Origin of the sequence: Streptomyces sp. MMG1121, assembly GCF_001280015.1 — a bacterium.
Classification (GTDB): domain Bacteria; phylum Actinomycetota; class Actinomycetes; order Streptomycetales; family Streptomycetaceae; genus Streptomyces.
The window spans coordinates 41,487-67,777 of sequence record NZ_LGDV01000187.1; the positions used below are offsets into that span (position 1 = coordinate 41,487).

General features: G+C 68.5%; 26 protein-coding genes and 3 pseudogenes. 13 read left to right on the top strand and 16 right to left on the bottom strand.

From position 1 onward, the window contains the following. Positions 1 to 34: 34 nt before the first annotated feature. Together ADK64_RS17805 and ADK64_RS17810 are read right to left on the bottom strand one after the other, a co-directional pair. Positions 35 to 562, bottom strand: a complete 528-nt coding sequence (locus ADK64_RS17805; protein ID WP_053660076.1) for a DUF3291 domain-containing protein — start codon at positions 560 to 562, stop codon at positions 35 to 37. A gap of 141 nt (positions 563 to 703) precedes the next feature. Beyond that, positions 704 to 1,294, bottom strand: coding sequence for a snapalysin family zinc-dependent metalloprotease (locus ADK64_RS17810; RefSeq protein WP_053660078.1), 591 nt, complete (start codon positions 1,292 to 1,294; stop codon positions 704 to 706). Between the two features lie 1,680 nt (positions 1,295 to 2,974). Here ADK64_RS17810 and ADK64_RS17815 point away from each other — a divergent pair. After that, positions 2,975 to 3,259, top strand: coding sequence for a hypothetical protein (locus ADK64_RS17815; RefSeq protein ID WP_053660079.1), 285 nt, complete (start codon positions 2,975 to 2,977; stop codon positions 3,257 to 3,259). Between the two features lie 1,359 nt (positions 3,260 to 4,618). Continuing rightward, positions 4,619 to 4,810 carry a hypothetical protein gene (locus ADK64_RS46675; protein ID WP_053660081.1) on the top strand — a complete coding sequence of 64 codons (192 nt, stop codon included), beginning with the start codon at positions 4,619 to 4,621 and terminating at the stop codon, positions 4,808 to 4,810. Positions 4,811 to 5,248: 438 nt separating this feature from the next. On the opposite strand, the pseudogene ADK64_RS49045 reads toward ADK64_RS46675, so the two are convergent. Then, positions 5,249 to 5,806: pseudogene (locus ADK64_RS49045) on the bottom strand (Ig-like domain-containing protein); the annotation flags it as partial. 735 nt (positions 5,807 to 6,541) lie between these two features. On the opposite strand from ADK64_RS49045, the gene ADK64_RS17825 reads away from it, so the two are divergent. Beyond that, on the top strand, positions 6,542 to 7,102 hold the full coding sequence (locus ADK64_RS17825; protein WP_053660082.1) for a cysteine hydrolase family protein: 561 nt from the start codon (positions 6,542 to 6,544) through the stop codon (positions 7,100 to 7,102). Here ADK64_RS17825 and ADK64_RS43090 read toward each other — a convergent pair. Further along, the gene (locus tag ADK64_RS43090; protein ID WP_159046282.1) at positions 7,080 to 7,316 is read right to left on the bottom strand and encodes a transposase; all 237 of its coding nucleotides are present in this window, start codon (positions 7,314 to 7,316) and stop codon (positions 7,080 to 7,082) included. The two genes, ADK64_RS17825 and ADK64_RS43090, sit on opposite strands and share 23 nt — an antisense overlap. A 933-nt stretch (positions 7,317 to 8,249) precedes the next feature. After that, positions 8,250 to 8,681 (bottom strand): HIT family protein, encoded by a 432-nt coding sequence (locus ADK64_RS17830; protein ID WP_053660084.1) that lies wholly within the window; start codon positions 8,679 to 8,681, stop codon positions 8,250 to 8,252. 453 nt (positions 8,682 to 9,134) lie between these two features. On the opposite strand from ADK64_RS17830, the gene ADK64_RS17835 reads away from it, so the two are divergent. From ADK64_RS17835 to ADK64_RS47385, 4 genes are all read left to right on the top strand, one after another. Beyond that, positions 9,135 to 9,359, top strand: coding sequence for a hypothetical protein (locus tag ADK64_RS17835; protein ID WP_234384614.1), 225 nt, complete (start codon positions 9,135 to 9,137; stop codon positions 9,357 to 9,359). Positions 9,360 to 9,927: 568 nt separating this feature from the next. Beyond that, positions 9,928 to 10,200, top strand: coding sequence for a hypothetical protein (locus ADK64_RS47375; protein ID WP_053660088.1), 273 nt, complete (start codon positions 9,928 to 9,930; stop codon positions 10,198 to 10,200). 91 nt (positions 10,201 to 10,291) lie between these two features. Further along, the gene (locus ADK64_RS47380; RefSeq protein ID WP_324614413.1) at positions 10,292 to 10,699 is read left to right on the top strand and encodes a phosphotransferase; all 408 of its coding nucleotides are present in this window, start codon (positions 10,292 to 10,294) and stop codon (positions 10,697 to 10,699) included. Then, positions 10,615 to 10,827, top strand: a complete 213-nt coding sequence (locus ADK64_RS47385; RefSeq protein ID WP_234384623.1) for an aminoglycoside phosphotransferase — start codon at positions 10,615 to 10,617, stop codon at positions 10,825 to 10,827. The genes ADK64_RS47380 and ADK64_RS47385 overlap by 85 nt, the downstream gene beginning before the upstream one ends. A 493-nt stretch (positions 10,828 to 11,320) precedes the next feature. On the opposite strand, the gene ADK64_RS17850 is transcribed toward ADK64_RS47385, so the two are convergent. Continuing rightward, on the bottom strand, positions 11,321 to 11,491 hold the full coding sequence (locus ADK64_RS17850) for a hypothetical protein (protein WP_159046283.1): 171 nt from the start codon (positions 11,489 to 11,491) through the stop codon (positions 11,321 to 11,323). 56 nt (positions 11,492 to 11,547) lie between these two features. Next, positions 11,548 to 12,414 carry a Clp protease N-terminal domain-containing protein gene (locus tag ADK64_RS17855; RefSeq protein WP_234384615.1) on the bottom strand — a complete coding sequence of 289 codons (867 nt, stop codon included), beginning with the start codon at positions 12,412 to 12,414 and terminating at the stop codon, positions 11,548 to 11,550. Between the two features lie 173 nt (positions 12,415 to 12,587). On the opposite strand from ADK64_RS17855, the gene ADK64_RS17860 reads away from it, so the two are divergent. Then, complete coding sequence (locus tag ADK64_RS17860; protein ID WP_053660094.1) at positions 12,588 to 12,947, top strand: hypothetical protein; 360 nt, start codon at positions 12,588 to 12,590, stop codon at positions 12,945 to 12,947. Between the two features lie 560 nt (positions 12,948 to 13,507). Here ADK64_RS17860 and ADK64_RS17865 read toward each other — a convergent pair. Next, positions 13,508 to 13,777: a MarR family winged helix-turn-helix transcriptional regulator gene (locus ADK64_RS17865; protein ID WP_159046284.1), complete on the bottom strand. Its 270-nt coding sequence runs from the start codon at positions 13,775 to 13,777 to the stop codon at positions 13,508 to 13,510. A gap of 146 nt (positions 13,778 to 13,923) precedes the next feature. Here ADK64_RS17865 and ADK64_RS47390 point away from each other — a divergent pair. Both ADK64_RS47390 and ADK64_RS43100 read left to right on the top strand, forming a co-directional pair. Next, positions 13,924 to 14,094: pseudogene (locus tag ADK64_RS47390) on the top strand (NAD(P)-binding domain-containing protein); the annotation flags it as partial. Positions 14,095 to 14,298: 204 nt separating this feature from the next. Then, a pseudogene (locus ADK64_RS43100) lies at positions 14,299 to 14,584 on the top strand (IS630 family transposase); the annotation flags it as partial. Positions 14,585 to 14,620: 36 nt separating this feature from the next. On the opposite strand, the gene ADK64_RS17870 reads toward ADK64_RS43100, so the two are convergent. Then, on the bottom strand, positions 14,621 to 15,118 hold the full coding sequence (locus tag ADK64_RS17870; protein ID WP_053660098.1) for a GNAT family N-acetyltransferase: 498 nt from the start codon (positions 15,116 to 15,118) through the stop codon (positions 14,621 to 14,623). A 688-nt stretch (positions 15,119 to 15,806) separates the two neighbouring features. Here ADK64_RS17870 and ADK64_RS17875 point away from each other — a divergent pair. After that, positions 15,807 to 17,153: an NAD(P)/FAD-dependent oxidoreductase gene (locus tag ADK64_RS17875; RefSeq protein WP_159046285.1), complete on the top strand. Its 1,347-nt coding sequence runs from the start codon at positions 15,807 to 15,809 to the stop codon at positions 17,151 to 17,153. Positions 17,154 to 17,189: 36 nt separating this feature from the next. Here the strand turns inward: ADK64_RS17875 and ADK64_RS17880 are convergent, their stop codons facing one another. The 4 genes from ADK64_RS17880 to ADK64_RS17895 form a co-directional block, all read right to left on the bottom strand. Continuing rightward, on the bottom strand, positions 17,190 to 17,438 hold the full coding sequence (locus ADK64_RS17880; RefSeq protein WP_159046286.1) for a hypothetical protein: 249 nt from the start codon (positions 17,436 to 17,438) through the stop codon (positions 17,190 to 17,192). Positions 17,439 to 17,697: 259 nt separating this feature from the next. Next, complete coding sequence (locus tag ADK64_RS45960) at positions 17,698 to 17,916, bottom strand: hypothetical protein (protein ID WP_053660103.1); 219 nt, start codon at positions 17,914 to 17,916, stop codon at positions 17,698 to 17,700. A gap of 291 nt (positions 17,917 to 18,207) precedes the next feature. Then, on the bottom strand, positions 18,208 to 18,852 hold the full coding sequence (locus tag ADK64_RS17890; protein WP_053660105.1) for a hypothetical protein: 645 nt from the start codon (positions 18,850 to 18,852) through the stop codon (positions 18,208 to 18,210). A gap of 886 nt (positions 18,853 to 19,738) precedes the next feature. Next, positions 19,739 to 21,274 (bottom strand): AMP-binding protein, encoded by a 1,536-nt coding sequence (locus ADK64_RS17895; protein ID WP_053660107.1) that lies wholly within the window; start codon positions 21,272 to 21,274, stop codon positions 19,739 to 19,741. 1,099 nt (positions 21,275 to 22,373) lie between these two features. Between ADK64_RS17895 and ADK64_RS17900 the strand changes: the two genes are divergently transcribed. After that, positions 22,374 to 22,910 carry a GNAT family N-acetyltransferase gene (locus ADK64_RS17900; RefSeq protein ID WP_053660215.1) on the top strand — a complete coding sequence of 179 codons (537 nt, stop codon included), beginning with the start codon at positions 22,374 to 22,376 and terminating at the stop codon, positions 22,908 to 22,910. Between the two features lie 126 nt (positions 22,911 to 23,036). Here ADK64_RS17900 and ADK64_RS17905 read toward each other — a convergent pair whose 3' ends face one another. Together ADK64_RS17905 and ADK64_RS17910 are read right to left on the bottom strand one after the other, a co-directional pair. Then, positions 23,037 to 23,771: a DUF1963 domain-containing protein gene (locus tag ADK64_RS17905; protein WP_324614414.1), complete on the bottom strand. Its 735-nt coding sequence runs from the start codon at positions 23,769 to 23,771 to the stop codon at positions 23,037 to 23,039. A gap of 134 nt (positions 23,772 to 23,905) precedes the next feature. Continuing rightward, positions 23,906 to 24,229: a hypothetical protein gene (locus ADK64_RS17910; protein WP_053660109.1), complete on the bottom strand. Its 324-nt coding sequence runs from the start codon at positions 24,227 to 24,229 to the stop codon at positions 23,906 to 23,908. 107 nt (positions 24,230 to 24,336) lie between these two features. On the opposite strand from ADK64_RS17910, the gene ADK64_RS45965 reads away from it, so the two are divergent. After that, positions 24,337 to 24,828 carry a hypothetical protein gene (locus ADK64_RS45965; protein WP_159046287.1) on the top strand — a complete coding sequence of 164 codons (492 nt, stop codon included), beginning with the start codon at positions 24,337 to 24,339 and terminating at the stop codon, positions 24,826 to 24,828. Between the two features lie 511 nt (positions 24,829 to 25,339). On the opposite strand, the gene ADK64_RS17925 is transcribed toward ADK64_RS45965, so the two are convergent. Then, a complete protein-coding gene (locus tag ADK64_RS17925) occupies positions 25,340 to 26,167 on the bottom strand; it encodes a maleylpyruvate isomerase family mycothiol-dependent enzyme (RefSeq protein WP_234384616.1) in 828 nt (275 codons plus the stop codon). Positions 26,168 to 26,291 lie beyond the last annotated feature (124 nt).

Below are 26,291 nucleotides of genomic sequence, written 5' to 3' on the forward strand. Positions count from 1 at the left end.
CCGAGTCCGAGCCTCATACAGGTATGTCACCGCCTCATCGGACGCGCCCTGGGGTGGCCTGTTCCGTCCGGCCCGGCGGCACGGTCCGCAGGTGCTGGGCGGCCTCGGCGGCGGTGTAGGAGGAGGTGAAAGTGAACGCGCGCGGGGACGGTCCGTGCGCCCGGAGGTCCGCCAGCCGCTGAAGGGCCTCGTCGACGGTCGGGAGGTGACCGGCGGGGACCCACCAGAGCACCAGGTGCGCCTCGACGTGCCGCTCGAACCATTCGCGGCGTCGCTGCATCGCTTCCAGGTGGCCGCTGCGGTAGGTGAAGTCCCACAGGGCCTCCCGGGTCTCCCACACCGACAGGGTGACGATGACGTTCTCGCCCGCCGGGCGCAGGCCGGTGGCGTCGGCCGCGCCCTCCTCAACGAGCCGCCACACAAAGCCGGGTGCGCCGTCGGCGGCGGAGTTGACCGGGTCGAGCATCTCGACGAACGGCGCCATCCGCGGGTCGTCAAGGGGGTGTCGGAGCGTGGCGACGTTGAGGTGGGCGAGGTGGGCGGCATGCACGGATGCGGTCATGGCCTCATCCCAGCATGGCCCCCATTTCTATGTCAATGAATGTTGTTTTTAGAAATCTCGACCACCACGCAGCACTCCCCCGGCCGCGGGTCCATGCGGGGGCGGGCAGCCGGTCGTTGCAGCAGGCGTGCTGCCGGCCAGTCAGCGCAAGCCGGTGAGAGCCCGGCCGGACCAGGTGTCGATCACCACCTGGCGATGGTGCGGGCGCACCGCCGACACGGCGGCGGCGTAGTTCTCGTCGACCTGTGCCGCCTCGGCAGCGTCCGGCTTGGCATTCGTGCAGGACGTGCCGGGGCCGTGACCGGACATGATCTCCGAGCACGGGCCGCCGTAGTCGTCGGGCAGACCGAGGATGTGCCCGGTTTCATGCGCCGCGATCCGGGTCGCGTCGTAACCCTCGTCCACCGCTTGCTGACCCAGCTGCACGTCACCGTTGCCGCCGGGGAAGATCGGCCCCAACGTGGTCTGCGGCCATCCGCTGGTCGCCTCGTAGACGTAGTCGGCCGAGCCGGGGGTACTCGTGGGCTCCAGGCGAACGTTGTGCACCGCGTCGTTCCAGTTCTGCACAGCCTGCTTGATCGGGCCCGCCCACTGACCGGCATCGCTGGCGTCGTAGGTCAGGGTGACCACAGCTGGGGCCACGCGCGGATCGGAATGGGCCGAAGCGACGCCAACCGTAGTGCTCAGCAGGGCCGGGATGATTGCCGTCAGGACGGCGATTCGCTTGATCATGAGACTGGTGCGCCTCCTTGGGTCTCAACTGATGTCCGCAGTAAACGAGTTCGTTGCGAACATGACAATCTCTCGGTCGGCAATCGGGCCTCGCGTCTGTCAAGTTGTCTCAAAATGCACAGGAGTTGACAGCGGACCGGACGGCAGAAGGGTGGAAATCCCTGCCCGGTGGCCGCGAGTCCGAACGGGCGCAGGGGATCGAGCGGCGGCAGGCCGCAGCGCGGAACCAGATCGTTGAACTGTGCGATCCAGTGAACAGGCCTGCGTCGCCCGGCGGCTCGACAGCGAACAACACACCCGCAGCCGCCTGCGTGGTCTGGTCATCGCGCGACAGACGTACTTGAGTGCCAGTCGCCGAACCAGCGAAGGAGGGGGGCGTTCCCGCGCGGGAACGCCCACCGCTGTGTGAAGCCCAGCGTGCCGCTGGAACGCATGGGCAGGAACTACCGTCCGGCTGTACCTCAGTTGCAGAAGTTGAGAAGGTCGAGGATGCCGTCGCCGCACGCGTTCTCGTCCTCGCCGCCGTGGCCGTGGGCCGGGCCGGCCTTGGTGGCGACGTGCATGGCGGGCGTCGCAGCCACGGCGGACGTGGCAGTCGCCGCCCCCGCCGCACATGCGATGCCCACGGCGACGCTCACCGCGCATGCTCGCGAAATCCAGGAAACGGTCTTCTTGGGGTGAGGTGTAGTGATCATGAACTCACCATGCACACCCTCGTGACCAGTTGCCCGCCGAGCGCATCCGAGCGGGTGAGCCACCCAGGACCTGTGTCCTGGCAGCCGTCCCGACACATCAGGTCCCGCACCGCTCCCTCGAACCGGGCGTGGTGCAGGGCATCCAGCCCGGGCGGCCCGTACCGCAGGCCCTGCGCACGAACCGCTTCGCACCGCATCCTCTGCCGCCGCTGGCAGAGCCGGCCTCCGCCAACCGCGGCCGCGGGCGGCCCGACGCCAGCCAGGATCCACCAGTGGGCCGGCAGCCAGTGCTGCCAAAGTCGACGACCGTCGCCCTGCCGCCGGACCGGACGATGATGTCGGACGGCTTGATGTTCCGGTGGGTCAGGCCCGCCTCGTGAGCGGCGTCCAGGCGTCGGCGGCACACGCCGCCGCGTACGGGGCGTTGGGCAGGGGAGGCCGTCCGGCTGCCAAGACCGCACTCGGGGACTTGCCGGGGAGAGGCTGCACACCGGGTAGGCGTGCCGCCGCCCGTCGTGCACCGCGGAGCCCAGGTCGTGCACGGTGACGATGCGCGGATGGGCCAGGCCGGCGACGACAGCGGCCTCGCGGGCGAGACGGGCCACCCGCCGGTCGTTGTCCGAACTGCCGTCACAGGTGGGGACTTGACCGCCATCAGCCTCACCCTCGGGGCCGTACGCCTTCCGGACCTTCCGACGAACCCGTCCTTACCGATCGGCTCGATCGGCTGGTATCGCCCCACAGTTGCTTCGGCCCCATGGTCGATGGGGTCTGCGGAGACTTCCCCCACCCCCTCGTGCCGGGATCTTGCTCAGGGCTGCGTGCCGGCAGGCGCTGCACTGGCGTTCGGTGATCTGCTCGTCGCTCGCAAAGATTATGAGACCGGCGCGTCATTGTCCGATTTGCAACACTTCTCACTAATATCTCGTAAGTGAAAGAAGTCGGTCTACCAGAGATCGCATCCATTCACTTTCACGGAGACGACATGCAGAAGCTTCGCAAGGCTGCCGTCCTGGTCGCTGCCCTCGGCAGCGTCGGACTCATGACCGCCGGCACCGCCTACGCCGGCGGCCACGGCGGCGGCCACGGCGACCAATTCAACATCCAGCAGAGCTCCAGCTGCAGGTCGCACGACCTGAACCTCGACGTCCTCGGCGAGGTCGGAATCCTCAACGGCCTGCTGGGCAACGGGCTCAACGGCGAGGGCAACCCGGGCGCGCAGGCCAGCCACCTCGGCTCGACCATGGGCTGCAGCAACAGCGCCTTCTAAGGCAGGCGCGCCTCTCACGCGGAGCGAGGGGCGCGTCGGGTTTCGCATCCGGGTGCCGCACGCCCGGGATGCCAGACGCACGGGCGCCCCGCCCCTCGACCGTGGAGGGCGGGGCGCAAGTCGTGCGCCGGCCGGCGGACCGAACGCGTGCGCCTCCAGGGTGATCCCTGATCCTGTGGAGTGCCCCCGTGAGCCGGGGGCATGTGGTGGTGGGGCGGTACAGGCGGGACAGTGTCTGGCCGTTCCACTCTGGCCATGACGAGACGTCAGATGACCGACCATGTGCGCCGCCTGCCTGCCGTACTGTCTCCTCTGCCCTGTTCGCCGGTTTCCCGCTGATGGGTTGTTCATCTGGCACGCCCAGCAGTACCTCGACTGGCGGAAAGGGCGCCACTGGAGGATCGACCGTGTACGCCGCACGCGATCTCCCCGGCCGTCACGTGGGCGAATCCGGGACAACGGCTCTCTATGCGCTGCCGTCAATGAATTGCCCGCTTCGGTGTCTCGAAGTAAAGGGCTGGGACGGCAGACGTTCGGCCGTACGAGCAGTTAGTTCGATGACCGGTTTTTCGGGATGAATGCCGGGGTAGCTTGGCGGCGACTTGTCGTCCTGACGGAGGAGAAAGCCATGCGCGTACGCAGAGCCCTGGCCATTGCGATCACCACCCCTGTCCTGCTCGCCACGATCGGAATGAGTGGTGCTTCCGCGGCGACTCCGCGAAGGGCCACGGTCGAGGGTTCGACCGCCCGGCCTGGGCCTACCCTCGACAGTAGGCACGGAGAGGCACCTGACAGCACGCATGGCGAGGCGCCTTACAGCAGGCATGCCAGGGCCAAGGAGTTGGCCAAGGAAGATATGGAGCCGGACGGAGGACTCATCGGCAATATCACAGGTGAGCTCTTGGGCCGCGTTTAAACGACGCTCCGGCGCCTGTTCGGCTTGGCAATTTCTCGACCCTGCGGGCGTACTTGCGCCGATCCCATTCCGTGGCACCCTTCGGAATGGATTCGCGACCATTCTGGATTCACCAACAGCGTCCCATCGTCGGTCGAGGTGGAATTATGTCGGTGTGCCGTCGCCCACGCGTGGGCGGCAGGTGCAGTCGGCCGTCAGGGGTGCCGACCGGTAGCCGGAGGCCCGTCGGAGGCGAACCGGGCACCACGCGGGGCCGGTCGAACGCATGCGGGGCGGATCGGATGGCCGAGCCGCCGGGCCGCCGGGCCTTCGCAACGGAGCAGTTCACTCGTTCACGGCCTGCGCGCAACGGCAATCACCGTCACGACGGTGACGTGCACCCTCACTGGGGCACACCAGCACCGACGGCACAACGAGCACTGCGCATCTGGAGTTTGGCGTCAGTGGGCGCCGAAGACGGTATCCGCGCCGAGGGCGTCGTGGTCGGCGGGATCCAGCCCGCGCATCAGGAGCCTCTGATGGTGACCGTGACCGCCGTCTCACCGATCGGGCAGAAGCTCGCCGGCGCGGCGATGCCAAACCTCTTGCCCTCGATGGTCGGTGTGGGGGCGCCCAGGTCGACCATCACCCCCTGAACGGGCGCCAGTGACGCGGCGGGTGTCGGGGTGTGGGGCGTGCGCGAGGGGTGCGGCAGGTTTGGTGGGAGAGTCGAGAACGCCGGAGGTGACGCTCATCAGCGCCGCTGCCGCCAGTGCGGTGGTGGAGAGCGCGGCGCGTCGGCCGCATCGGCGGCGCGCCGCCCGGTTCCTGACCTGTGCGCCTGTGGTCGGGACTGGTGAGGTGCCGTGTGCGGCCAGATGGTGGAGCCGGGCGGACAGCTCCGTCTCGACGACCATCGTCCCCTTCCAGGTGTCCCGCCCGGCTGCCGCGCGGTGATCGGGATGCGGTTCGTCCTGTTGCTGGTGTCGACGGCCATCATGTCCGTCCTCGTGTCGACAGTGGCGACCAGCGACGGGCCGATGGTGAAGCGGCTCACGCCGTGCGAGCCGCAGCGAGGGGGGGGTGACCTTGGAGCCGGGCTGCCAGTAGGTACTACGGGAGCGGAAGTCGGCCCGTTGCCCGTCCTGGAGGTCGTGCTCCTGCACCCAGCTCCAGGCGCCGGTCGCGCCGGACGAGCTCTGTACGCGCAGCCAGCTCTCCACGGCCTTGCGAACGGCGGCGAGGACCGGCCGGGGGAAGGTGACGGATGTCGGCATCCCCACACCCATCGTGTCCCCGTCGGTCACGTGCACCTGGCCCTGCGCGAGCACGGCGGGCTCCGGCACGGACGGAGCCGGGCGCGTGTCGGACGCCTTGCCTGCCCGGTCGCTGTTCCCGCCCGTGGCCTTCGCGGCGACCGCAGCGGACGCCCGGGCATCCGGTGCGTTGGCGGACGCCCGTACACCGGTATCCGCGTCCCTCGAGCAGCCAACGACCGGGAGTAGCGCGACACAAACCGTGACAGCGGCGCCGGCACGGCCGATGGTCCGACCGGCCGAATGGGGGGCGGAGAGAAGGCAGCCAGGCTGATGGAGCAGGTTGGCATCCCCCTCTGGCACGGCCCTGCGAGGCCTCACGCCTCCGTCCCGCACGACAAGGGAGAACCGCTACGGCAGGCCACTACTGACCCGGGAACCGGCGGTTTCAGATGCCGAGACGGAGGCCGAGGGGGGAGCCCACAAGAGTGCTGACGGGTTGTTCGAGAAGATCATCGGTAATGTCGTCGGTGCCCCGTTTCTGGGCAGCCAAGGCGGGGGCGATGGCTCCGAGGGAGAGCAGTGCGCTCACTGCTGCAACGGTCACGATGCGGCGGACAGACATCACGGTGGTTCCCTCTCGGCGAGGAGAAGCGCTGGACGCATGGTCGGGCAAGAGACTTCCCGCCTACCAGGCCCGTGCACGCTTTACGTCACTCGTTCGAGGGGCGGCCGCCCCCGCCCACGGACGCTTGACAGAGGCATTGAGATGCGCCACGCGCGGGGAGGTTTCCGGACCTCGGAGCGCGGCCTTCGTACGACCTGGCCGGTGCACCCCTTCGACGCCACCGGGCGGGTGCCGTCGCCGTTCTTCTTCGGCGTCGCCCGGGCTGCAACCAGGGCCTGGCGGGCGAAGTTGACGCCGTCAGCCCGCTGCCGCCCGGCGCTCGCAGTGGGCCGGTCCTCCACGACAGGTGTGTCCTGGCAGAACCAGGCCAGTCAGGGCTGAGCCGACAGCCCCTCCCAGCTTGCCCGACGGGTGCACCACCACCGTGCCCGAAGCCGCATAGGATTCGAACACCAGAACTCGGCCCGTTCCAGCGCCGAAGTGACTTCGTTCCTGGAGACGACATGAGCAGCGCCCTTCTCGTGATGGACGTCCAACAGGCCATCGTGGACATCGCCGACGACGACTCCGGATACCTGTCACGTCTGCGCAGGGCGATCGACGGGGCCCGGGCGGCGAACGTCCCCGTGATCTACGTGGTCATCGCGCTACGACCCGGCTTCCCGGAAGTCGGCACGCGCAACAGGCCTCTCGCTGCCATCGCGCGGGCAGGCCTCTTCGTCGAAGGCGCCCCGGGTACCGAGATCCACCCCGAGGTTGCGCCCCGGCCAGGCGACGTGGTGGTCACCAAGAGACGCGCGAGCGCGTTCTCGGGCAGCGACCTCGACATGGTGCTGAGGGCACGCGGTATCGACAGCCTCGTGCTCACCGGCATCGCCACCAGCGCTGTGGTGCTGTCCACCGTGTGCCAGGCCAACGACCTGGACTTCGGCCTCACCGTCCTCTCCGACGCCTGTCTGGACACCGACCCAGAGATACACCGCGTCCTCATCGAGCGACTGTTCCCGCAGTGGGCGGATGTCGTCACCGTCGACGACTGGGTCAAGGCCGTCGCACCTCAATAACGGCAGGCCCGGCACGACAACACAGGTGGCCGCGGGGGTGGCGGCGCGAACGACACAAGGTCCCGCTGACGCGACCGGATTCCCGTGGCACGAGTGAGAGGCCGGCGAAGGGCGCCAGGCGGTCGGCCGTGCCGAAGGCCTCCGGGTCGCCGCCGGTCGCGCGGATGAACTCGGCGCCGAGGAGGGCGCCCGTGCCGGGCAGGCTGCAGACCAACGTCGCGTGTCGCTCCTCGTCGAACCGGGCCTCGATGAGTGCGCCAGGTTCGGCGATCTACTTGTCCAGGGCCTGCACCACCTTTGGCGGTGCAGGCGACCATGGCGGCCGCGAAGCTCTCTCCAGGCGGTGGGGTACGCGTCTCCGGGTGGTCTCGACTGCTGCATCGGCCAGCGATGCGGCGTTCCTCACCCTGCGGTGCTTCGGCCAGGTTCCGATCCGCTTGGCCCTGCTGCGGCGGATCGCGGCCGACGTGTGGCAGCAGGTCAGCAGCATGACCTGCCTCTTCCTGCTCAGGTTCCATCACCGCTCCAACACGGGAAAGAAATGGTGCAGTTGGGACCTCGGCCGGTTGGTCCGACGGCTGCGGTCGTCGACGAGGCCGAGGCGGCGCACGGTCAGAGAACGCACCAGTCAGAGCGGCCCCGCAGACCCCGCATCACCCCCGACAGGCGCTCACCCCTCCTCGCACGGGAGTGTCGGCAGCACGCTGCCGGTGACCCGGAAGAAGCCCGGCACCAAGTGCACGGACCAGGTCAACTACGCGAACGACCCCCGCTCCAACGCCGTCATCAACACCATCGGCGAGCGAACCGGCTACTGCCCCGTGCCGCAGCACGCCAGCACCCCGCCGGGTACCCCGCACAAGCCGGGTCCAGGTGCACCGACCAGATCGACTACGCCGCAGACCACCGCTCCAACGCCGAAATCAACACCATCGGTGAACAGACCGGCTACTGCCCCCAGTCCAGAACTGACCAGCCCGCTCCTCCCCCGCAACCTGGAACGCCAACTCGGCGACGGGCAGGTCCGGTTCGCTCCGAGTGACCGCGTGTCCATGGCGGCGCTACAGCCGGTCACCATCGTCGCCCTGCCTGTCGCCCCGGAAGCCGCCCGGCCCACCCAGATCACGTCAATCAACCGTCGCCAGGCTCAAGCTCCCCGCAGCAATGCCTTCCTGAGGGCGGCAGCCCGGGCACGTCGCACATGTCGCGGGGCTTCGCACAGGTCCGGGTCCGGCATGCGAAACCCGTCGTCCTCGAACCGGGGGACGACATGCACGTGCACGTGATGAAGCACTTGACCTGGGATGCGGTTGTTTTGCGTCACCGTGCTTCCGACAGACCCGTAGGCGTCCTTCACCGCAGAGGTCACTCTTGCTGTGACCTCGAAGATCTCATGCAAGAGACCAGCTGGCACGTCATGCAGGTCGGTCACGTGAGACACCGGCAGGACGAGGGCATGACCAGGGTTGCTCTGCCGCTGCTTGAGCGCAGGAACGACGAAGACGTTTTCCGAGCGGTAGGCGACCAAGTCCTCATCGACCTCGCCTTGCCCGATCCTGCAGAAGACGCAGTCACTCACCCCAGAGACCTCCGAAGTCGCCTCACGCTGGCCCTACCCAGTTATGTCGCCGATTCTGGCAGGACATCACCCAGACGGACATCCCCATTTCCCAGAGCTCGCGCACTGCGGGATCTGGATTCACATGAGCGGGAACCTGACTGCTTACGCCCTTGCTCCCAGACCATCTAGTTTCGTATCAAGTAGGGACAGAGAGCAGGTCTGGCAGAAATCAAGACTCCGACCGGCGTTTCGTGAAGCCTCGGTTCGCCCAGCCCTGCCACAGCCGACGCCCGGTTCGGATCACCAATGCACCTATCCGAGCCCTTTCCGGACGTCCCACGGGCGAGAGAGGCGCGATGTGGGTATCCCATTCCGCGCAAGGTGACCTTGGGATCGATGAGGAGATCGGCTATGTACGCAGTAGTGCGACGCTACGAAGGGGTGACCGACCCTACCGAGGCAGGACGCCGAGTGAACGACGGATTCGTGCCTATCCTGCGCCAAGTCTCCGGATTCGTGGCCTACTACTGGGTTGACGCCGGAAATGGAGTGATGGTCTCCACCGGCGTCTTCGAAGACCAAGCCGGGGCCGAGGAGTCGATCAGGAGGGCGGCGGACTTCGTCCGGGACAACCTCGCCTCATTGCTCCCCAACCCTCCCCAGGTCGCGGCCGGCCAGGTTGTGGCTGCTGGGTAGTGCCACCCTGCGGAGTGGCGCTGGATCCCACGTACCCCCATTCCAATGACCTGCCCCTTCACGAAACTCCGGCCAGTCCCTTGAAACTCCCCACTCCTCGCCATAGGTGCGGACAGAGCTGCTCGCCCCACTTCCCACCACGTGCACGCTGACTTCCAGACCCACGCTGCAAGGGAGGCGCTGTCCCCGACAGTTCGAGTGGGAGCCGATAGGACGGATCGAACGGGAGCCGCTTTTCATCTTGTGACCGGCTATCAGGACGGCTCCGTGCCCGTGATCGACATGTGGAAAGCGAGCCACCCCTTTCGGGTCATCCCTCCAGGTTCACGCAGGTCGGAGCGGGTGTCGGCCCGATGCGGTGTCGACAGGCCGAAAGCGTGGTGGTGTCCCGGACCTCCTCGGGCCGCGTCCCTGACAGGCGCGCGCCAGGTGGGTCCGGCGCCTCTCCGAGGCAGCCGGGGTCTGCGGCTGTGTGATGCGGCTGCCCCTGGGGTTCGTGGAACGATCGCCGGGCCGGCGTCGGTGCCGGCCAGGTCCACCTCGTAACGGTGGAGTTTCTGAGGCCCGGGTGAGCCAGCACCTGGAGGTCGGCGAACGGATCGTCAGAACCGAGGCGCTGCACGGCGGCATCACTGCCGAAATGCGGAGGCTGACCATCGGCACGCGGGACGGAGGCACCCGTGACCTGGTGTTGCGGAGCTTCGTGAACGTGGAGCACGCCGAGGAATGGCTGAGCAGGGAGGCCGGTAGCCTGACCCTGCTCACGGGACCGGCGTGCCGGCTCCTGGGCTGGTCTCGGTTGATCCGACCGCCGCGCATTGCGCGTATCCGTCGCTCCTGATGACACATCAGGAAGGCAGGACGGTCCTCGACGACCAGGGAGGGGAGACGCGCCTCCCACTGCTGGCCCGTCAACTCGTGGCGATCCACGCGTGGCGACCCGCCGAGCGGCCCCGGGAGTATGTGGCGTTGACGACCACCGACACCGTGGTGACTCCGAAGGCGCCGAGACGGCGGCATGGGCCGCGGCGATCGACGTGATCCGCAAGCCCGCGCCGCGCTATGCAGGGCGATTCCTGCACCGGGACTTCCACCCCGGCAACGTGCTGTTCGACATGCCACCCACAAGTGCGGCAGGTGCCCGGATCACCGGCGTCGTCGACTGGGCGGCTGCCTCCTGGGGCTCGGCGGATCTCGATGTGGCGCACTGCTCCACCAATCTCGCGCTGCGGCACCGTCCGGCATGGGGTCTGCGGTGGCTGAGGCGTTTGAGGAGGCGGGCGGGGTGCTGGCCTCGGCCGCGAGCGAGCGGCTGCACTGGCGGGTGCGGGACGGGCTAGCGTGCTCAGAAGAAGTGCAGTTGGTGGTACAGCCATGGTGGGAGGCAGGGAGGACGGAGCTGACGACACGAGCCGTGGCGGAGCGGCTGGACGGCTATGTCACTGCCCTGAGAGACGTGCTGGGCTGAGTCAAAGCGGTCCATGGTGCGGCCCCGGGCTCATCATTCGCCGCTCATCCAAGTAGGGATTCGCGCGGACCCTGGGGACTTCGGGGCTCTGACCACGTCTGTGTGAAGCCCCGGGTCAACAGCGTGAATCCTGAATCCGTACTGCATCGCAGTAGTCCATTCAGCCCCGTTGCAAGAACGCAAGCATGTTCTGGCTGGCGTCGGGCGGTGGTGGTCAGGGTTGCCTGTGTTTCCTCGTGTTGCCTGTTCGCAAGACATCAACCCGTGGTCAGAGCGGTCCGCCACCGGCGTGGCGCCCGACGCGATTCCTGACTCGCCGAGCGCCTGGGCCGGGAACCTGGTGAGCCGGCCGGCCTCGGCCGGCTCGGCGACCAGTTCGTACAGCCGGGCGGTGAGCCGCTCGGCAACCCGGCAGGAGCCTGCGCGAGTCGGCGAACACGTTCGTCGACCGATGCTCTCCGACCAACGCGAGAATCCGCTGCTCGACATCGGGTCAGAGGGACGACCGCCGCTCCGGTCCCGCCGCCGAGTCGGACACTTCGCCGGCGCCCTCCCCGAGCGTGGCCACGTCCGCAACCGAGCCTTCCACCCGCAGCCGGACCGGTTCCCGGTTCGCCCGCGGCACGATCTCGACCGGCTGCTCGCCGGCGAGGAAGGTGCTCATCACACCCCCGTCCTCGTCCGTCCCACCGACAGGTTCCGGCCCGCCGATCAGCAGCTTCACCGGCGGAGCCGGGGCGCGAGCACCGTGCGCACGGCCTTGGCCACCTTGCCCCCCGCGGATCCGTCCTCTTCTTCGGGTTCCGGTTCGAGCATGCGCTGAATCTGCAGCAGCAGCTGGTTGGTCGACCGCCAGAGTGGGACGAACATGCCGGCGACCGGCCCGACGCCCTGGATCGGGCCGTTGGACAGCTCGGTGACCTTCTTGGCGTTCGTGACCGTTGTCGGGTCCCGAAGGATCAGGTGCACCTCATCGTCGACCAGCCGGATTTCCATCTTGCGCGCGGCGGATTCCTCCGGGTTCGCGTCCGAGGTCGTTTCCGGGTCGAGTTCGTCGATCTTGGCGGCGACCGCGTCCGGGTCGACCCCGAGTTCACGCAGCGCCCTGGCCGCCATGCTGTTCTCCGTCCGCAGCATCGCCTCCAGCAGGTGATGGCTGCCGACCGGTGCGCCACCGGCCAGCGCGCTGGCGGTGGAAACGGTGTCCTCGGTGGCAGGTGTGCCGGCCGGCCACGGGCCGGTCGCGACATCCTGGGACCCCTCCAGCGCTGCCAGCACCGCGGCACGGATCTTGCTGATCGGATTGATCCGTTCGCCGAGCACCTTCGCGCCGACGCCCTCGCCTTCCCTGACGAGGGCGAGCAGGATGTGCTCCGTACCGATGGAGTTGTGGTGCAGCTGCTGCGCCTCGCGCAGGGCGAGTTCCAGCGTCTTCTTCGCGCGCGGCGCGAACGGGATATGGCCGCTCAGCTCCTCCGTGCCGGGCTTGACCACCGCGGCGATATCGGCCTGCGCCGTCTCCTTGTCGTACCCGAGCTGGTGCAGGACCTTCGCCGCCATGCTGTCCGGCGCGTCGAGCAGTCCCAACAGGATGTGCTCTGTGCCGATGTGTGTGTGCTTGAGCTGCCTCGCCTCCTCCTGAGCCGTCACGACCACCTTGCGGGCTTTCACCGTGAACTTTTCAAATGACATGTCTTCATGGTCTCAACCCTGTCAATACACTGTTTTTGATAGGGTCGCCCTGTTGAAGGGAGGGTGTGATGGATACACCGTCGGACTGGGAGGACCGGCTCGCGCGCTGGCAGAGCGAGCTGGAGTTGTTCGAGCAGCTGGACGAGACACCCTGGGTCACACTGGCCAAGGCGGAGGCCGAGACCGGCGTTTCCCGCTCGGCCCTGCGGTCCTGGTACCGCAACGGCGAGATCCGATCCCGGTTGGTGGACGGCCCGAACGGGCCACAGCGCCTGGTCCAGCTGGACGCGGTGATCGAGCGCGCCGCCGCGTCACCGCGCATTCAGCGCAGGGCGGAACGAGAAGTCAGTCTGGAAGCCCAAGTCACCTTGCTGCGGCACCGGGTTGATCAGCTTGAGCTGCGGCTGGCCGCACTGGAGCGGAAGTGACGGGCGCGAGCAACACCGCGCCATCGGCCCGGAACGGTGCCACCGTCACCGAATCCTCCTGCTCATTCACGGCCAGGGTGTACGGCCGATCCCCGATGAAGAAAATGTCGTATGGGCTCGAATTCTGCTGCACAGTCTCACGGCTGACTGCATATCGACCGCACTGCATATCGACCGCACCTATGAAGTGGTCGCGCGAACTGTCGCGGTCGTCGAGTGTGTTGAGGAAGGTCGCGACCAGCACGTCAGTCGCCTCGGCCGCTTCCGCGTGCGGGGGGGATGCCGCGGCACAGGTGGGCTGACTTGGCGATCGTGGTGAAGGGGGCTCGGCCCGGCGGTATTCGCGTCCTCAAGAATCGAGCCCCTGGAATACCGGCGACGGCTGTTCTCGGTTCGAGGAGACGAGGGTGCGGGGCTGATGTTGGCGTCTTGTTTCAACGCCTCCAGACGTGTGCGCACTTTGTCGCCGATGAAGGTGAGCGTGTGCAGCTCCGTCTCGGCGAGGTGGCCGATGAATGCGTCTCGGACGTCGGCCACGTGCCACAGAGCCGCAGCTTTGATCAGGTCGCTGTCCCAAGGGTGATGGTGATGACGGCACCCCGCTGGTCAATCTGACACCGCTCACGTTTCACCAGGCCGCGGGTCTGCATCCGGCTCAGGTGCTGGGACAGGCGGCTCTTCTCCCAGTCCAGCAGTTCGCCGAACTCGGAGGAGTTCAGCCGGGAATCGGGAGCTTCCGAGAGGTGGGCCAGGACCTGGTAGTCGGCGCGGGAAAGCCCGCATCGGGCGCGCAGCCGCCGTTCAATGAACGCCGACAGGTCTTCTTGCATTGTCATCAGGCTGCGCCAGGACGACTGTTCTTGTTCGTTCAGCCACCGAGCCTACGTCATGACCGCTACCCTAATGCTTGGTTCACATGTGACTCAGCCACGGCGTAGGTTCAAGTTCACGCGTTACCCAAATGGGGAGCGCGGTCATGACTGCACCCACGCGGCAGGCGATCGTCGGCGGCGGGATTGTCGGGACGGCCTTGGAGTGGCTGTTCGCCCGAGCCGGTATCGAGGTCAGCATCGCCAATACCCGCGAGCCTCAGTCCCTTCACCCGTTCGCAGCGTCGCCTGGTTCCGGCGTCAAATCCTTCAATCAGCTGGCGGTCAATGCCCGGGCCGCCGAACTCGGCCCCGAGGTGGATCGACGGAACATTTTCATCGCGACCGACTCGCCGGAAGCCGGTGTACGCGGGTCGCGGAGCTCGTCGGCGACCGGGCCTGGCCACCGTGCAACTGGGCCGGAACGACGAAGGCGGCCGCCTGGTCCAGGCGACCAACTCCCTCGTGCTGCGCAACTTCATCGCGCGGCCGCCCCGCGGAGCAAGGTCGAGCTGTGCTTCACCCCGACGAACGCGTCCTGGGCCAAGCCGATCGAGGCACACTTCTGGCTGCTGCGGCACCACACCGTCCAGGCCCGCCAGCCACACCACTAGCTGCGCTGGCGCAACCAGATCCCGCGCCACCCCGACGTCCTGGCCGCGCAGCGCCGCGAACGCGCCCACCAGCCCCTGCCCCCGCAGCCGCAGCCGCAGCCGCAGCGAGAAGGGCATGCGCAGGGGCGAACGCCCCCTCGCCGCCGCAGCCTGACCAAGTGAGGGATCCCGCCGTGCCCGGATGTGGAGATCACACAACGGCCAGGCTCTTCGCCATGACCCGCTCCCTGCCAACGCCATCCGGCAGAAGATCGCCGGGCTCACCCGTGTCCGTGAAACCGTGCCGCTCATACAGCGCGGTCGCCTTGTGGTTGTCCGGCATAACGGACAACCGCAGCGTCGTGGCACCACGTTCCGCCGCCCATCGCTCGACCGCCTGGATCAGGTAGTCACCCACACTCTTGCCCCGAGCCGAGGGGTTGACCCACATCGAGATCAACTCCACGTTCTCCGCTCCCTCGCCCGGCACTCCGCTGGCCATGCCCGCCGGAAGGCCGTCGAGGAGCGCGACGAGATTGTGCGCGCCAGGAGTCGACAGACGGGCACGCCAACGTTCCTCTCGGTCGCCGGAGCCCTGCCACTGGGCCAGCGTCGATCCGAACGCATAGGGCGCCTCAGCAAGCGCGGCCAGTCGCAACTCCCGCCAAAGGGGCCAGTCGTCTGATTCCAAAGTGCGTAGTTCAAGCATGATTCACACCCTGCCCGCCCGCCGAGGTGGCTAGCAAGTTGATTACAACCATGCAAACGAGGTCGTTCAGCCCTGTGACCAGCCGAAACCGGGGAGCAGCGGTGACTCACACACCCGCTGACCGTGAACCCGTCCGGTCGCGGCACTAGCCGAACTCCCTTCAGCGGCCCGGGCATGTTGTGTGCGGCCTCGGTCACTATCGGCGGAACCCGAAGGCCGAGGTCGGAGTCACCCGTGACGTCGCGGGGTGTCTCGTGCACCAACCGGGGAAGTGTCGACGACCTCAACGTACGTAGGCATCGAGGCCGGTACCGGCGGCCAGAGCCGCCAGGTTGGGGGCGAGAGCCTGGCGCAGGCAGGCTGGTGGCGCCGCGTCGGCCAAGGAGACCGCACGGGTTCGGCGGCCCGGGTGGCAAGCAGCCACGAGGGCACGGGTCCGGACGGCGGGGATGTCGGCGAAGAGGTCGTCCATGGTGGATTCGGCTCAGTGCCCCGAGAGCACCAGGAACCTCGGTGGCCACGACGAGCACGCCGGCAGCCGGGCGAGCCGCCGGCCCCGCGGGATCACCCTGATTACGGAACGTGCCCGATAGATTACCCCTTCGGGGATATCTGCCGGCCGATCGGGGCAGGCAAGGGTCCGGGCACGGCAGCATTCAGCCCGAAGCAGGAGGGGAGCGGCATGCACATGGATACGGACGTCCGGCACGCTGTGGTGATCGGGGCGGGCATGGCGGGGCTTGCCGCCGCTCGTGTCCTGGCCGGCAGGTGCGAGGCCGTCACCGTCATCGAACGCGACACACTTCCCGGTGTGTCCGGCCCCAGAGCCGGAGTACCGCAGGGGCACCATGTCCATGGCCTTCTGGCCCTCGGTGCCGAGGTGTTCGAGGGGTACTTCCCGGGGCTTCGGACCGAGCTGGAACAGGCCGGTGCGCCGGTGTGGGACTGGGGCGAGGGCCTGTGTGCCGTGCTGCCCAACGGAACCCCGCCGCCAACGACGATGGGCATGCCGATCCAGACCTTCTCGCGCCCCTTCCTGGAGCATGTCCTCCGCCGCCGGGTGAGGGCGCTGGATCCCGTCACGTTCCGGGACGGACTGACCGTCACGGGCCTGAGCAGTGCCGGCCCCGGCAAGGTCGTCGGCGTGCGCGTCAAGGACGGTGACGGTGAAGAAGAGATCGCCGCTGACCTCGTGGTGGACGCGTCGGGCCGCTCCTCCCACCTGCCGCGATGGCTGGCCGCCCTCGGCCTGCCCAGCCCCCGCACGACGACCGTCGACGCTCAAGTCGGCTACGCCTCACGCACCTACGCCTTCCCGGAAGGACAGGCCCCGCCCTCGTGGATGGGCGTGCTGCAACCTCTGCGGGCCCCCGACTTCCCCAAAGGGTGCTACGCGATCCAGATCGAGAACAAGGCGCTCCACGTCACCCTGCACGGAGCCAACGGAACTCAACTCCCGCACGACGCCGAGGAGTTCCTCGCATTCGCCGCGACGCTGCGTGGCCCCATCGCCGATACCATCGCCTCCCTCACCCCTACCTCCGACGTGCGCCGCTACGCCCGTACGGTCAACCGCAGGATCGCCTACCATCGTCTGTCCCGCTGGCCTGACGGACTGATCGCGCTCGGGGACTCGGTGTGCGCCTTCAACCCCGCCTACGGTCAGGGCATGACGATCGCGGCCCTCGAAGCTCGTCTGCTGGACCAGATGCTCAGCAGCCGGCGCACTCGCACTCCCCTCAACGGGCAGGACTTCCAGCAGCGGTTGGCTCGCCTCACCACGTCCTCATGGCTGATGGCAACCATCCCCGATCGCGCCTGGGAGCAGTCACGGCCCACCTGGCCCGTGAAGGCCGGCAACTGGTTCATGAACCGCCTGATCGACACGGTCCCCCACGATCCGCAGCTCTACACAGCCTTTTCCGGCCTCTTCCACATGACCGCGGGGCCCCTGAAACTGGCCGACCCACGCTTGTTCTCCCGTGTCCTCATCGGCCCCCGCCCGGGCGGACACCCGGTCACGACCACGGTGTGAGTCCGCTGACGAAGAACCACGACCCGGTGCGGCTGGTCAGTCCGCCCCGGGCGACTTCGTCGCGGACGCGGGAGGCTCGGCCCGCTCCAGCGTGCCCAGCTCGCGCAGCGCCTGGAGTTCATCGGCGCGAGCCGCAATCCGTGCGGCTTCGCGCAGCCCGACCTCCCAGGCGGCATCGGCATCGGCATCAAGCCCGGCCTGGACGACGTCCCGCTTCACATAACGGCGCCGGGACATGGGCCGCAGGCGTGTCGGACAGGCGCCCCCGGGCACGACTTCGAGCATCAACTCCGCAACCCGGCAGGCACGGGCAGCGAGGTCGCCAACGGCCCGGCTCAGCACGCGGCGAGCGGATCCACCCGGTGCCGAGATGGCACATCGAGCGGATCACCGTCGTACCGGCGGCGAGGACCAAGCGCAGAGGGAAGGACGAAGTCGGCGTCATCACGGGCGAACTCACCGTACGCACCAACCTCCGCGGCGGCGGACGCAACGCGCACTTCACCGTCCAGTACACCGGCGCCGACGAGTGGTACACCCTCGGTCAGCGCGTCGGCACCTGGTACTCGTCGGCGGACGGCCTCACACGCCGCAGGGAGGCAGTCAGGGGGCCTATGTCCCGGACGACGGTGGCCGTACCGTCGAGCAGCTGCTTCTCGAAGGGTGACAGCGGTCGGGCCGTGACTGCCGCGCCTGCCCCGGAGGCGTGCCGGAGAAGCTGCTTCAGTGCGCGGTTCCGGCTCGGGTACGGGCGGTGGGCCATGGGTCCCCTTCTTGGTCTCCACCAGAATCGCAGACCTCTTCGGCGCTTCGGGCCAGATCGTCAACACGGTGCCGATGTCCTCTCGTCGGTGTGCGTGGCGCGCGGCCCGGGCATGCTGCGCTCCCCGACTCGCCTCTCGCCACCTCCTCGCTCCCCCACCAGCCATTCAGCCCGAGGTACGTGCGGCCTCAGGACGAAGTAGCCCAATGAGCGGCGGCATGACGACCTGCGTTTGGCCTCCTGATACAGCGCGGCACGGGGAATGACATCGCTGGTCATCCATCCATCCGCTCAGTAGATGGTGACGGACACCCCGCAGAGGCCGCGTGCGTCCGCCGCGGCCTGCCGCCATATCCGCAGCGGTCCGTCCAGGACGCTCTCCTCATCGTCGCCGTAGCCCAGCCAGTCCTGGTCCTCGGCCTCCGCGCGCTCCTTGGCTGTGAAGCCCAGTGCGCGCTCGACAGCAGGCAGCGTCTCGCGCACCTCGGCGGAGGTGAGCAGGAAGTTACCGCACCAGCCAGGCAGGAGGACGGCCCGATCGGGGCCGATCGCGTGAAAGAAGGATCTCAGCGCGAACTCCTTGGTCTGCACGGAAACGAAGATGTCCTGCGCTCCGGTGACCAGGTCCCACACGTCCGTGAGCAGTGAGAAGTCGTCGTCGGGTGACAGACCGTCGTACATCTTCTGCACGTGCTCCCCGGAGGCGGTCAGCTCGCCGAAGGAGTTCAGGTCGCCGGCCTCCCTTCGGCAGGACTGGCCGAAGGGCCTCCACCAGGTGCGGAAGTCCGGCAGAGGATCCCGGCGCCAGCGGTCCCAGCGTTCTCGTGCCAACGGGTCGTCCCGCTCCGCAGCGATCAGCGGGAGCAGCCGCGAGGCCAGCGTGCTGATGAAGTCGTCGTTGTGGGCGCTGATGGACCAGGCCGAGGTGATACCCATGTGGGGACCGTACGAGGTGCCAGTGACAATCTGGCTCCAGTGGCGCCGACCTGGATCAGTGCCAGGCGGCCGGTTTGAAGCTCGACCTGTCGCGCGGCCTGGTGCACATGCATCGGCAGCCCGTTCATGACGGTGCTGCCTGCGCGGCGGGTGGCCTGGGCGATCGCAGTGGGCCAGGGCAGGTGGACGACGTCGATGAGGATGGTCTCTGCTGCCGGCCAGTGCGGGGCGAGCGGGTCCGCGGTGCCGGGCGGGTGCAGACAACCAGGGCCGCGTGACGGTGGCGGGCCGCATCGGCCCAGGGGTGCAGGCACAGGTCGACGCCGATCCGGTCCGCCGCACACGTCAGTTCGCGGGTCCGGGCCGGGTCCCGGGCGACGCATTCGACCTCGCGGTCGGCTCCGCGTCGGTTCCCGCCTGACCGGTCGGGTCAGCCCTCGGCGGGGGTCGACCTCAGCGAGATCAGGACGCCTGCCACCAGACGCCGACTGGCAGGGCCGCCCAGGCGTGACAGCACCGACCGGTCTTCCGGGATCCCCGGCAGTGCCGCTCCGTCGAGTGAGTGCAACTCGGCCCGAACCGAGCGCTGATCCGTACATCGGCTCCGCGTCGGCCGGTCACCTGCCGGATGCCGCCTGGCGAGGCGATCGAGGAGCGCCCGGAGGCAGGACTGCCCCGGGCCGTCCTCAGCACGGCGCTCGCAAGCCAGTTCGCTCAGGCTGCTTCGCCCGTCGCCGAGGTCGTCGAGGGTCCGGGTCGGCCGGATCACCGGGGGCGGTTCGGGGCCGACGGCCGCTTCGACCGGTGCCCACGCGAACAGGACCTGTGTGACCGGCCCGTATCCGTCTCCGAGCGCGGAAGCCCGGCGGCCCCGCGGCGAGCACGCTCACGCGTGGGCCGTGGCACGACGGCGCAGCTCCTTCTTGTCGGGCTTGCCCACGTCCGTGAGGGGCAGCTCGGCCGGGAAGGTGATGCGGGCCGGTTCGTACATCGCGCCACGTTCGGCGCGCACCATGGCACGCAACTCGTCGGCGGTGGTCGTGGCACCGGGGGCGAGCAGTACGGCGGCGTGGACCCGCTCCATGCGGTCCTCGTCGCGGACACCGTAGACGGCGCTCTGCAGGACCTGCGGGTGGCTGTTGAGCAGATCTTCCAGTTCGGTGGTGTACACGTGGCCGCCGACCACGACGATCATGTCCTTGAGCCGGTCCACGACGGTCAGGTAGCCGTCGCCGTCCTGGAATCCGATGTCGCCGGTGTGCAGCCAACCGTCCTGGAGGACCTGGGCGGTGAGCTGGGGTTGCTTCCAGTAGCCCTGCATGACCATGCCGGAGCGCACCACGATCTCGCCGTGCTCGCCGTCGGGGAGCGCGTTGCCTGCCTCGTCCCGGATCTCGACCTCGACGCCGTCCAGGAGCTTTCCCGCACTGCGCAGCCGCTCGGGGTGGGCGTGGTCGTCCGGGGAGAGCGTGCTCACCAGGCCTGCCTCGTTCTGGCCGTATCCCTGCATCAGCACGGGGCCGAGGCGGCGCACGGCGTCGGCGAGCCGTGTCGGAGAGGCCTGGCAGCCGCCGTAGAGGATTTGGCGCAGCGTGGAGGTGTCGGTGTGCTGCATGTCGGGGTGGTCGAGCAGCTGGTAGAGGAGGGGCGGCAGCAGCCACAGGTGGGTGATGCGCTCGCGCTCGATGGTCTCGAGCACCGTCCCCGGCTCGAAGTCGTCGAGCATGACCACCGTGCCGCCGGACTCCAGCACGCCGTCCGCGAGCATGCCGGCCGCGTGGGCGATGGTAGTGGCGACGAGTTGGCGGGGCGCGGAGGCCGTGTCACTGTCGACCGGGCGGGCGGAGCGCTGCGCCTGCACCTGCCGGTAGGTGGTGCATATCCCCTTCGGGTGGCCGGTGGTCCCGCCGGTGTGCCGGATGGCACATATGTCGTCCGGCTGCGCCTGGCTCACGAAGGGCTCATCGGACTGGGCCGCGGCGAGCGCCAGCAGATCCTCGGCGGTGTCGGTCGGGCCCAGCACCAGCACCGACTTGACCGGTACGGACTCGGTGATCTCGGCGGCCCGGTCCGTCATCCGGACGTCGACGATGAGTGCCCGGCTCTCCATGTCCCGGACGATGGCGGCCTGCACGTCCGAAGCGAGCTTGCTGTACAGGTGGTTGACCCGGGCGCCGATCAGATTGGCCGCGTATCGCACGGCGACGGCCTCTGGCAGGTTGCCGCTGAGAAGAGTGACGGTCTGTCCGCGCTCGACTCCCTGCGCCTGCATGGCCCACGCCATCCGGTGCACCAATGCACAGAACTCCCCTGCGGTGACACGCTGGTTGCCGTACACCAACGTCTCGCGGTCGGGGTTCTGCCGCAGAGCGTCGAGGATGTACTCCACATGACTGCGGAAGCGTGGGGCGACATTGGACATGTGTGGTCCTCCTGAGCCGGCGCGCACGCACTCGCAGGCCGGCATGGTGGCTGTTCATCTGTGGTGGGGGGCACGGGAGACGGGCGTCGCATGACCTCGGTCACGCCGGCTCCGCTCCACGCAGGTTGGCCGCACACCCGTACCAAAGGTTGCCTGGACCAACCATGTATCGACTCTAGGACGTCACGACGAGCAGTACCAACTCGGCGGCGGAACAACGTCGGTAATCGGCCGTGTCCTGCTCACGCCGCATCGACGGACTCGCCCGCGCACCGTCACCCGGCCCGTCAACGCGCTTGGGCAGCAGGCGGACCGCACCAGGTGGGAACCGGTCACGGAATCACGAAATGGGGTCCGGCTCCCGCGTCCGGCCGTCGGCCGGCCCTGGACAAGGCCGGAGAGCACCAGCGCGGACCAGGGGCACAGCAACTGCCGCACGCGCACCGGCCGGCAGTCGTCCGCCCTGGGCACCTCCTTGCGCCGCTGAACGCCGCCGTGCAGAGCTACGGGGTGGGCATCTGGCCGAGGAGGGGGTGGGCCGACGACCGGAAGGCTGTCGGGATCGGGTAGCGGCCGCCGAGGGTCTGACGGTTCGATCGGGGCGGGGGCGCTGTGGGATGTGCGGCACGAGCAGCTGGAGGACATCGGCCCGTATTGGTGCCCGGTGTGCCCAGTCTGGCCGCTGGAACGGCAGTACGCCCTCCATCTGGTCCGGCACCAGATGGAGGTCGGCGGTGCATCGCCGACACGCCGGGCCACGTCGGGCACCAAGGCGAGGACATGGGGTGGTGGGTGAGGACGGTCCAACACTTCGACCCACCGGTGTGCGGCGGTGGCTGTACGAGCACGGGAAGCGGCCCTCGCGCCGTACACAGGCCGGCAAGTGGGACATGAACTCCGCCGCCGCCCGCCGGCTTCTACGAGCGCGCCCCAGGTCGAGGGGATTCGGCTGAGAACCCATTCTTAAACCCGCAGGGTGAAGCAGCGCGGCTTGCGGCTGGTTGGAGGGGATGTGAGAGAAGAAGGACGGGCCTGGGCCGATGAGTTGATCGGTCGGTGAGTCTTGATCGCCACCAGGCCCGCTGATTGGCTGGTCGGCATGACTGATCTTGGACCCGTCGCCTGGCCGCCTGCCCCGATCAGGACCGAGAGGCTCGTGCTCCGTGAGTCCGAGGCCCGGGACCGTACGGCGTTCATCGAGTTGTTTGCCTCATCGGACGTGCACACCTACCTCGGTGGTCCTCGACCGCGTGATGAGCTCGAACGCGAGGTGCCTGAGATACCCGGACGGCGGCCTGGCTTCTTCGTGATCGATCTCGGCGGAGCGATGATCGGCCAGATCACACTCACCAAGGACACGGGGCACCTTCGGCAGGCTGCCGGGAAGGCCGAGCTCGGCTACCTGTTCCTACCGGAGGCCTGGGGACGCGGATACGCCGCCGAGGCGTGCGCAGCGGCACTGGGCTGGTTCGCCAGCGCACTTCCCGGCGAACCAGTGGTACTCGCTACCCAGACCGCCAACGAGCGCTCGATGCGCCTCGCGGCGAAGCTTGGCTTTGTCGAGGTAGAGCGGTTCGAGGCTTACGGCGCTGAGCAGTCGTTTGGAATGTGGTCCCCGGTCGCGCCGTCCGAGTGAGGTCGTGCTCGGCAGTGTCCGCACTCATCGCGATGAAGCCGGGCGAGCGCGGGGAGATCAATCGAGGTTCAAGGATGGGTTCTGAGGTGCGGCGGACGATGTCAGGTACGGATCTCGTCCGGTCGATCAGCACTGCCACAGGAAGGCTGCCTGGGTGCAGGGCCCGCAGGCGAAGGCGAACGCTGTGCCGCAGCCGCCGAAGTTCATTGCCGTGGCGTGATCCGGTCCCTCCTCAAGCTGTGCGACCAGCGACATGGGCTGGGTGCAGGTCGAGCATGCGGGTGTCTCGTCGCCCTGAAGCCAGCCGGGCTGTCCGCCGAGTTGTCCCAGGACATTCCGCAGGCTGTTTCCGCTGCGGTTGCCCCATTCTTCCCGTGCGCTGAAGTAGTCGGCGGAGGGTGCGGGCACCAGGGTCACGGCGTTGACGGCCCCGAGGCGGAGCACGTCCTCGTCCTCGTCTTCCTCGTCCTCCTCCTCGTCCGGCTCGGGTGCGGCCATCGGCTGCAGTGCGTCCGCGGGGTAGAGCAGGGCGCGGTTGCCGCCGGCCGTCGGGCTCCACTCGTCGCACATGCCGGGATCGTTCTGGCACATGAAAATCGCCATGACATGGCCGGCCTGAGTGCCGCCGCCGACCGGGCGGCTCAGGTCGTCTAGGAGTATCTGGGCCAGGAACTGCATCGGTCCCCCGCACGTCGCGCAGTTGGGCCAAACCGCCCCCGGAGGGGCCAGCGGGGTGCCTCCGGTGCGCGTGATCAGCGCGTCGGGCTCCCCTGGTCCTGCGTATGTCATCAGCGTCGTAGTCATGGACCCGGACCCTACGACATCCCGCCAACTCGGGTCGTCAGGCAAGAACGCCACCATCACCAACCCGGTTCCCGGCCAGGCACCAGACAGGTGGAGCCCTTCGGCCGCTGATCTACGCCCCGGCCGGTGCAAGGCAGGTTCTGGCTCTGCCCTGCACAACGTCCAGCGGCGCGGCCAGGTCCACGGCACGATCAGTCAGGAAGCTGGGAGACGAAGGCCAGGACCGTGAAGCACCCGGTGCCAACTCTAATGTCCCACGCGTCGGTGTCCCGCGATCGACGCAGCGGCGTCGTGTGGCCCGCGGTGGTCAACCTCAGACAGTGCCGCTGGGCGGCCGAGGTGCGCGGCTCGGCCCGCCGGTCCAGCAGCCCGGCCTTGACCGGACGGGTGGTTGCCGGGGCCAGACCGCCGTCACTGACCGGCCGGGCGTAGCCGGACAGGTGCGCGCCACCTGGCTTCCGGACGGGCGGCAGGGCACCCTCGACCAGGAGCGCCGGACCAGCCGGTCGCTCCACGGCGTGGCGGTTGTCACCGTCCTGTCACAGCGGGCGGTCGGTGAAACCCACGACTGCGGTCCGTTATCTAGCTTGGTGTCAGCAGTTCTTCGTAGCAGAGGATGTTCATGAACCACCGTTACGCATCCGCAGCCGTCGTCCTGGCCTCCGCCGCCGCGCTCGTGGCCACCGCGTGCGGGTCTTCCAGCGCCAGCCCGAACACGGCGGCAAGCTCCCCGGCCGTGTCCGCCAAGGCCGGATCGGCCAGGGCTACGGGGTCTACGGCCTGGAAGCCGTGCCACCTGCCTGCGGGGTACCAGCACTTCTTCAAGCTGGACTCCGCCAAGAACGTCCACGGCAAGACCGTCGTGCGCATCACGCCGGAGACCTGCAAGGTGAACACGAAGAACGACGAGGACGTCGTCTACACCCCGAGTGGAGCGGCCAAGTCGCTCGTCTTCGCGTCAGGCGCCTCCGTCAAGGTCCTCCGCGACACCACGACCGTGAAGGTCACCCCGAAGTGGCTGGTGAGTCACAAGCTCGCCAACAGCCCGTACTTCTACTACCGCGTCAACGGCCAGGGCCACATCGCCGCCATGCAGGAGATCTACCACCCGTAGAGGAGTGGGTCTGTTCTCAAGCGCCACCGTCATGAGCTCTGGGTGATCATCACCTGCTGAGATGTGCCCCTGCTGCACGCAAAGGTGCGGCAGGGACAGATTCGCGTTCAAAGGGCGGCATGGCCACGTTCAGGTTCCCCTCAGGGGAGGCGACGGTGGCACGGCGACCAGCCTTTGCCCTACGCCCTGAGCCTGCATCAGCAACGGACCGACAGCCATCAGCCGAACCCTCCAGTCACGGATCACAGATGCCGAGGGATCGCGCGTACCGGTCGATGCGGCGGAACGGGCAACCCGGGCTCAGCAGCGGGTACGGGCCCTGTTGGGGCGACCGCCGAGTCCGAACCCCCGCTGGCGGACAGCAGGGCGAAGCCGGGATCGCGGCCGGACCGCTGTCGCGCCCGAAGCGGTGCCGGGGCCTGCCATGGGGGCACGAGGACCCCTCCGGCACGGGCGCGCGGCAGCTGTCCGGCGGGCACAACGGTCGTTGCGGTGATCGTCCTCGAGCAGCTCAGGGCGCGGTGAACAGGGTGGGAAAGCGGGGAGCCAGCCACGGTTTGGGCCCCCAGGCGAGGACCTGCCCCAGAGCCATGGCCCGCCAGGGGTTGCGCCGGCCCAGCGCGATGAGCAGGAACGCGGTCGATTCGATGAGGATGGTGCAGTCCGTACCGTGCGGCGGAGGCCCCGGGGTCACCCGCACGGCCCTGTCGGCCACGGACACGCCGAACGTGTCGCCCCCGCGCAGCCGGATCCGGTAGCGGGCCGTCAGACCGGCCGTGGCCGCGGTGTCGGCGACTCGCGGCATGACCGAGAGCATGAACGGCATGCACAAGCCCACCCGGACGGGGTCGATCATGTGCGGGCGCCGCAGCGCACGGGCCAGGTCGTATCCGTGGCCCAGCATGTGCGTGAGCAGGTAGGAGGCGAGAACGGACCGGCGCATGGGGCCCAGAGGGGTGGCCGGTGCCGGTCCGTCGGGAACGGTCCGGGACATGGCGTCGAGGAATGCCTCGGCCTGGTCCGTGATCACCTGTGCCAGGGGCTCCGCCCGGCGCTCCTTGAAGGTGGTGAGGGAGCGGGCGTTGGCGGCGGCCAGGCTCTGGGGCGTGCCGTCGCCATAAGGTCGTTGCCGCCCGGCGGCGAGGTCGGCCATCAGTTCGTTGGCCAGGGCCAGATGGGCGGCCGCCTCGCCGACGGTCCACTCCGATCCCGGCACGGGCAGCGCCGTGTCGGACGCGCTCCGCAAGAGCGCGGCGATGTCCTCGGCCGTCCCTCGTATCGCCTGTCCGAGCCCTTCGGGCAACGGACCTGCGCCGTTCTGCCCCACTGTCGCGTGCACGCTGCCTGCACTCCTCCCACCCAGGCTCCGCGTACCTGTGGCGCGGGAACCCAACCAGACTCGGGGGCGCACGGCAAGACCCCGCGCGCCCCGGCTTCGTGTTCGGCATGCCCAGCGCCAGAGG